Source organism: Bradyrhizobium sp. PRIMUS42 (assembly GCF_023006515.1).
Classification (GTDB): Bacteria; Pseudomonadota; Alphaproteobacteria; order Rhizobiales; family Xanthobacteraceae; genus Bradyrhizobium.
Map to the genome: position 1 here is coordinate 1 of NZ_JALBGZ010000416.1, position 5,745 is coordinate 5,745.

Here is a 5,745-nt window from a genome sequence, read left to right on the forward strand (position 1 = left end):
CGTCGGGCGCGCCGCGCGAGGCGTCCCACGCGGGAAAGCGCGATTCAAGCGGATAGATCAGGAGATTGCCGAGCGGCGAGAACGCCGCCAGCGCCAGCAGCACCAGCGTGGTCACGGCAAGCTTGCGGCCGAGCGCGGCAAAGCGCGTCGCCATCAGCACCAGCGACAGGATGCCGAGCTCGACCAGAAGGTTGATCGGCAGCAGCGCGGCGCCGAGGGTCTTGGACAGAACGAAAAACAGGGAAGCCTCGCTGGAATGATCTTGCAGTCTGCGCAGGGCTTGACCTGCCCGACGATCCTCGGAAATCTTCTTGAAAGAGGATCGATCGCCGGGTCAAGCCCGGCCTGATGAAAGTGACCGGACGCGGCAAATGACCCATCACCACCTGCATTCCAGCCCCAAAACCTGCCATTGGGGCTTCTTCGAAGCCGCGCTCAAGCCCGTCCTCACCATCGCGAGCGGCGATGAGGTAACGGTCGACACCATCAGCGGCGGCCCCGACATGCTGCCCGACCGCGACAAGTTTCATATACCGCCCGAGATGCACGAGGTTCACGCCGACAACGAGCGCATGCTGCCCGGCCACATCCTCACCGGCCCGATCGCGGTCGAAGGCGCCGAGCCCGGCGACGTGCTCGCGGTCGAGATCCTCGACGTTCAGCTCCGGCAGGATTGGGGCTGGAACATGATCAAGCCGTTGTCCGGCACCCTGCCCGACGATTTCCACGAGACGCGCATCCTCAACATCCCGCTCGACCGTATCAGGATGGTCGGCCGCATGCCGTGGGGCCTCGATCTGCCCCTCAAACCGTTCTTCGGCGTGATGGGCGTTTCACCGCCACCGAGTTGGGGCCGCATCTCCTCGCTGATCCCGCGCGCCATGGGCGGCAATCTCGACAACAAGGAGTTAGGTGCCGGCGCGACGCTCTATTTGCCGGTGTTCGTGCCGGGCGCGATGTTCTCCTGCGGCGACGGCCATGGCGTGCAAGGCGACGGCGAAGTCTGCGTCACCGCGATCGAGACTGCGCTCCAGGGCCGCTTCCGCCTGACGCTGCGCAAGGACCTCCGGTTCGACTATCCCCGCGCCGAGACGGCGACCCACTACATGACCATGGCGATGGACCCCGACCTCGACCAATGCGTGGTGCGCGCGCTGCGCGACATGATCGCACTGCTCGGCGAGAAGCGAAACCTGTCGCGCGAGGACGCCTACACGCTGTGCAGCCTGGCGGCCGATCTGCGGGTGACCCAGACCGTCAACGGCGCCAAGGGCATCCATTGCATGATCGAAAAGGCGCTCGTGCACGGCTGAGCCCGGCCACCGTTCCCCGACCTGTTGACGCCACGCCGCCGCCGGTCGTCCGCGCGGCGATCCCAGTCGTGTCTGATTTCCTGTGCGATTCCAACACACTGAGCGTCAAGCTCAGGCTGCATTTGACTTCCGTCCCCGAACCTAAATAGAGTCTTAATCGTTACTTTTATGTACCTGAGTAAGAGGCTAGCGTTCAGGCCATGGCCACCGAAAAAGCCGAGACTGACCGTATTCCCGTAACCTTGGCGCTCTCGACCATCACCTACCTGGAGAAGTTGGTGAGACAGGGCACCCACGGCACCAGCGTTCCCGGCGTCGCGCGTACCTTGATCGAGGAAGGCATCCGTCTCGCCATCAAGGACGGACTTTTGTCGATCCGCGACAATGGCAGGACGTGAGCGCGCGCCGAACGTGAAGCGGACGGATTTCGAGAAGCGGATGGCCACATCTGCAACCTGGGACCGTTACACATGCCTGTTCTCTCCCCGACCTGGACCGACGAACGCATCGAACTTCTGAAGCGGCACTTCGAGGCCGGCCTCTCCTGCCGCGAGATCGCCGCCGACATCGGCGTCAGCCGCAACGCCGTGATCGGCAAGCTGTCTCGCCTCAATCTGACGCGTGGCCGGACGAATGACGACCGCAAGGTTCAGGAGCGGGGCTTGGCGCGGGCATCGAGGGCCGTGCCACGGCTGCAATATGAGATGCTCGCCACGATCTATGGCGAGACCGACGCCCCCGTGGTGACGGGTCCGATCGACGACGCCAATCGCTGCTCGCTGCTGGAGCTTGCCGAGAACCGCTGCCGCTGGCCGATCTCGACGCCCGGCGCCGAGGATTTCTGCTTCTGCGGCAACTCCGCGCCCGACGGCCAGCCCTATTGCGCCGGCCACAGCCGCCTCGCCTACCGGCCGAACGCACGCGCCCGCGTCATGCGCGGTTGAAGCCCATCCAAAACGAAAAACCTCCGGCGGGGCATCACCGGAGGTTTCTGGAGGCTTAGCATGAAGCTAAGAGCCGCAACTTTCGTATCTGGCTGAAAGCTATATAGCTTAGTAGCTCATGTAAGTAAATTAATTCGAGGACGGTTGAAGCGCATGGCACGTCCTCGTCCGCTGCACGGGCCATTGGGATTTCCGAAAGTCCGCGCAAAAAAAGCCCCGGCGGTCTCCCGCCGGGGCTGTGTCGCATCGAAGAACCCGAAAGCTTACCAGTTGCGCTGGGCGCGCAGCAGCAGGCTGTAGGTGTCCTGGTCCTTCAGCTCGTAGGTCGCCGCCGGCTTGGCGACGCCCGTCAGCGCTGCGGTCGTGATCGCACCCGAATACTTCTGATCGAGATGGCTGTAGGTGAAGTCAGCCGAGAAGGTCAGGTTCTTCACCGGGGTCCAGCGGGTGATGACGCCGACCTGGCCGATGCTGAAGTCCGGGTTGCAGGTGCCGGTCAGGGTGGCGAACGCGGCGCTGCCGCAGATCAGGCCCTTCGCGGTGCCGTTGTAGTTGACCGCAGCCCACGCGCCGTAGAGCGCCGTGTTCCAGTACGGGCTCCAGTTGTGGGTGAAGGCACCCCGGAAGCCATAGGTCTTGGTCAGCTCGAGGCCGCCGCCGGGCGCGAACACCGCGTCAGACACGCCGGCGAAACCGATGCTCTGATAAGCGGCATTCGAGCTGCCGAACATCGAGTAGCTGGTCGCGGCCAGCTCCTGGAAGTTGTAGCGGCTCGCGCCTTCAGTGTAGACGCCCGAGATGTTGATCACGTCGCCTGCGCCGGTCGGGATGTTCTTGATGCCCAACGCGAGCTGAACGGCCCAGCCCCACTTGTCTTCCGGATGACCAGTGGCTTCGTTGGCGCCGTAATAGGCGACATGGTTGTCGTGCGCGGCGACCGACGCCTGGAAAAGGCCCCAGGCCTGATCGACACGAACCATCGCGACGAGGTCCGGCGAGCGGCTGCCGCCGATGGCGTTGGAGCCGTACGCACCGCCGAGCACGCCCGTGGTCGACATGCCCGCCGTGTTCCAGAGGCTGGTCTGGAAGACCTGCGTCTGGTCCTGCGCCGAGAACGCGGCCGTGATGCCCTGGCCGAAATCGGCCGTGTAGGTGAACTGCGCCACGCCGTTGGTGCTGCCGCTGCCGCCGACGAGCTGGTCGAAGTTGTTGCCGGGATAGTTGATCCAGGGCGCGTCGAACTGCGACACGGCCTTACCCATGGTGAAGCCGGCGAACTGGATGAAGGCGTAATACACGCCGAGCGCACCGCCCGAGGTGTTGCCGTCGGTGCCGTTGACGTTGCCGCCGCTCGAGCCGGTGAGACCGGTGCCGGCCGCATTGAGGCCGATCGTGCCGCTGTACTGCGTCGCGCCCGTGGCCGAACCCGTCCCGCCGTAATTGCCGGTCGTCCAGGTGAAGACCGCGTCGAAATAGGTGCGGACGACGCCGTATTCGGTCGCGGTGCGCGTGTCGATGTTGAGATCTTCACGAGCGCGCATCGAGTAGTAGTTGGTCAGGCGGTTGTTGGCCGCGAACACGCCGTTGTACTGGGCGCTGTAGTTACCGCCGGCATTGAGCGCCACTTCGGCGCGCACATAGCCGCCCAGCTTGATGCAGGTGTCGGTGCCGGGGATGTAGTAGTAGCCCGCGCCGTACAGCGAGCAGATCTTGACGTACTCGACTGCCTTGGCCTTGACCGGAAGATCGGCCGCCTGGGCTCCACCGACGGCGATCAGACCAGCCGCAGTGCCGAGCAAAAGGCTCTTCACCACTTTCATTTAAAACCTCCAAGTTGCTCATTCTGCGGAGACGGACCGTGAGGCCCCCCAGATCCCCGCCTCTCAAATCCGCTCGGCCGCTTTCGGACACCCCCGCTTTTCGACGCGAGGAACGTGAGCGAACCACCTGCAACGGGACGATCGAGTACCCCCCACCGTCAGGGAACAATATGCAGTGCGTCGTTCGCTAATCAAAATAGTTTATTAGATCAGCCTTATGGTTTCGTTCACCTGTGCCCCGCGCGCCACACCGTATGTTCCCGGCCCACTCGCTGAGCAGATCATCTTTGTAATTTTAATGACGAGATTACCCTGCTCTGCACTTGCGTCAGAGCAGGCTTGCGTGGACTATGGCCCTCAACGAACACCGGCCTGAACTATCGTTCACTGGAGTGACGCTGTGTCCGCGACGAGGAAAGAAGGAGCGCGAATGCGCTCGATCGGCAACCTGGATATCATCAGGCGCTTCACCTGGGAGATATCGTCGATCAACATGCATCTGGAGGAATTGCGTCAGTTCTGGGCGAAGACGCTCGGCATCAGCGGCCCGCAATGGCTGATCCTGATGGCCATCTCCGACCTCGACAAGGACGATGGCATCCCGGTCAACGCCGTCTCCAAGCTCCTCAACGTCGATCCGTCCTTCATCACCACGCAGTCCAAGCTGCTCGAGAAGAAGGGCCTGTTGCGCCGTCGCCCCTCGCCGACCGACGCCCGCGTGGTGCGATTGTCGCTGGCCGAGAAGACACAGAAGCACATCGCAAGCCTCAACGAGCAGTACAAGACGATCCGCGAATTCGTCTTCCAGGAGTTCGACGAGAACGAACTGACGGAATTCACCACCAAGCTCGCGACGCTGAAGAATCGCCTCGAGAAGGCCTGCGTCCGGATCTCGCTCGACTTCTAGCGGCGCTCAGATCCGCCGGGCAGCGGCGCCGAGCCGCGATTCGAGCCAGTCGAAGATGTATTCGTTGGCAAGGCTCGGATTGTCCGCATGGCCCTGCTCCGCACCGGTCTCGGCCGCAGTGAACACCTTCAACATGACGTTCGAGCTGCCGAGCCGGGGGTTCTGGACGATCTGACGCGCCCGGTCGGCCTTGAGCCAGCCGTCCTCGCCGAGCGTGATCAGCACCGGACAGTCGGCGCTGGAGGCCATCAGCGGCGCATGCGGCACCGGCACGATGCTGAGGTCGCTCATCGCGAATCGGCTGGCAAAGTAGGCCCGCTCGTGCAGGTCCCACAGGCCGCCATCGCAGACGGCGGCGGCAAGCCGCGGCTCCTGCATCACCGCACGCGCCACGAAGGAAGAGCCCCAGCCGTCGGCGATGATTCCGACGCGCGCGAAATCGACGTCACTGCGCGCCTCCAGATAGTCCATGACGCAGGGAATCGCGCTCTCGAGATCGCTCCGCCGCAGCAGCGCATCGATAAAATCGTCGCGCTGGTCGCCGAACAGATCAAGCGCCAGCATCGAGAATCCACGCTCGCGCGCATGCGGCACGAGCTTGAACAGGAACTCCTCCTTGCGGTGGCCGGGCTCGCCGATGCAGATCACGGTCGGCGCCTGGCCGCTTCCCGACGGCGCAGGGAGGAAGTAGCCCTGCAACGCGTGCCCGTCGAGCCAGGGAATCGTCACGACCTCGCCCGCCGGGCTGCGCGCCGAAAGGT

General features: G+C 63.7%; 6 protein-coding genes. 4 read left to right on the top strand and 2 right to left on the bottom strand.

Going from position 1 to position 5,745, the window contains the following annotated elements; genetic code table 11:
* Nucleotides 1–371: 371 nt before the first annotated feature.
* From MOV75_RS25195 to MOV75_RS25205, 3 genes are all read left to right on the top strand, one after another.
* Nucleotides 372–1,313: an acetamidase/formamidase family protein gene (locus tag MOV75_RS25195; RefSeq protein ID WP_246922404.1), complete on the top strand. Its 942-nt coding sequence runs from the start codon at nt 372–374 to the stop codon at nt 1,311–1,313.
* Nucleotides 1,314–1,513: 200 nt separating this feature from the next.
* Entirely contained in the window at nt 1,514–1,711 is a 198-nt protein-coding gene (locus MOV75_RS25200; protein WP_007603456.1) for a hypothetical protein, read from the top strand.
* A gap of 72 nt (nt 1,712–1,783) precedes the next feature.
* On the top strand, nt 1,784–2,257 hold the full coding sequence (locus tag MOV75_RS25205) for a GcrA family cell cycle regulator (RefSeq protein ID WP_246922402.1): 474 nt from the start codon (nt 1,784–1,786) through the stop codon (nt 2,255–2,257).
* Between the two features lie 263 nt (nt 2,258–2,520).
* Here MOV75_RS25205 and MOV75_RS25210 read toward each other — a convergent pair whose 3' ends face one another.
* Nucleotides 2,521–4,077, bottom strand: coding sequence for a porin (locus tag MOV75_RS25210; RefSeq protein ID WP_246922399.1), 1,557 nt, complete (start codon nt 4,075–4,077; stop codon nt 2,521–2,523).
* Nucleotides 4,078–4,477: 400 nt separating this feature from the next.
* On the opposite strand from MOV75_RS25210, the gene MOV75_RS25215 reads away from it, so the two are divergent.
* A complete protein-coding gene (locus MOV75_RS25215; RefSeq protein ID WP_246922396.1) occupies nt 4,478–4,984 on the top strand; it encodes a MarR family winged helix-turn-helix transcriptional regulator in 507 nt (168 codons plus the stop codon).
* A 6-nt stretch (nt 4,985–4,990) separates the two neighbouring features.
* Here the strand turns inward: MOV75_RS25215 and MOV75_RS25220 are convergent.
* Nucleotides 4,991–5,745: S9 family peptidase (locus tag MOV75_RS25220; protein WP_247006796.1), on the bottom strand; the 755-nt coding region annotated here is incomplete at its 5' end.

What these genes read in the sequence shown, in the direction of transcription:
- MOV75_RS25195 (WP_246922404.1), top strand. Translation starts at nt 372, where the DNA reads ATGACCCATCACCACCTGCATTCCAGCCCCAAAACCTGCCATTGGGGC.
- MOV75_RS25200 (WP_007603456.1), top strand. Translation starts at nt 1,514, where the DNA reads ATGGCCACCGAAAAAGCCGAGACTGACCGTATTCCCGTAACCTTGGCG.
- MOV75_RS25205 (WP_246922402.1), top strand. Translation starts at nt 1,784, where the DNA reads ATGCCTGTTCTCTCCCCGACCTGGACCGACGAACGCATCGAACTTCTG.
- MOV75_RS25210 (WP_246922399.1), bottom strand. Translation starts at nt 4,077, where the DNA reads ATGAAAGTGGTGAAGAGCCTTTTGCTCGGCACTGCGGCTGGTCTGATC.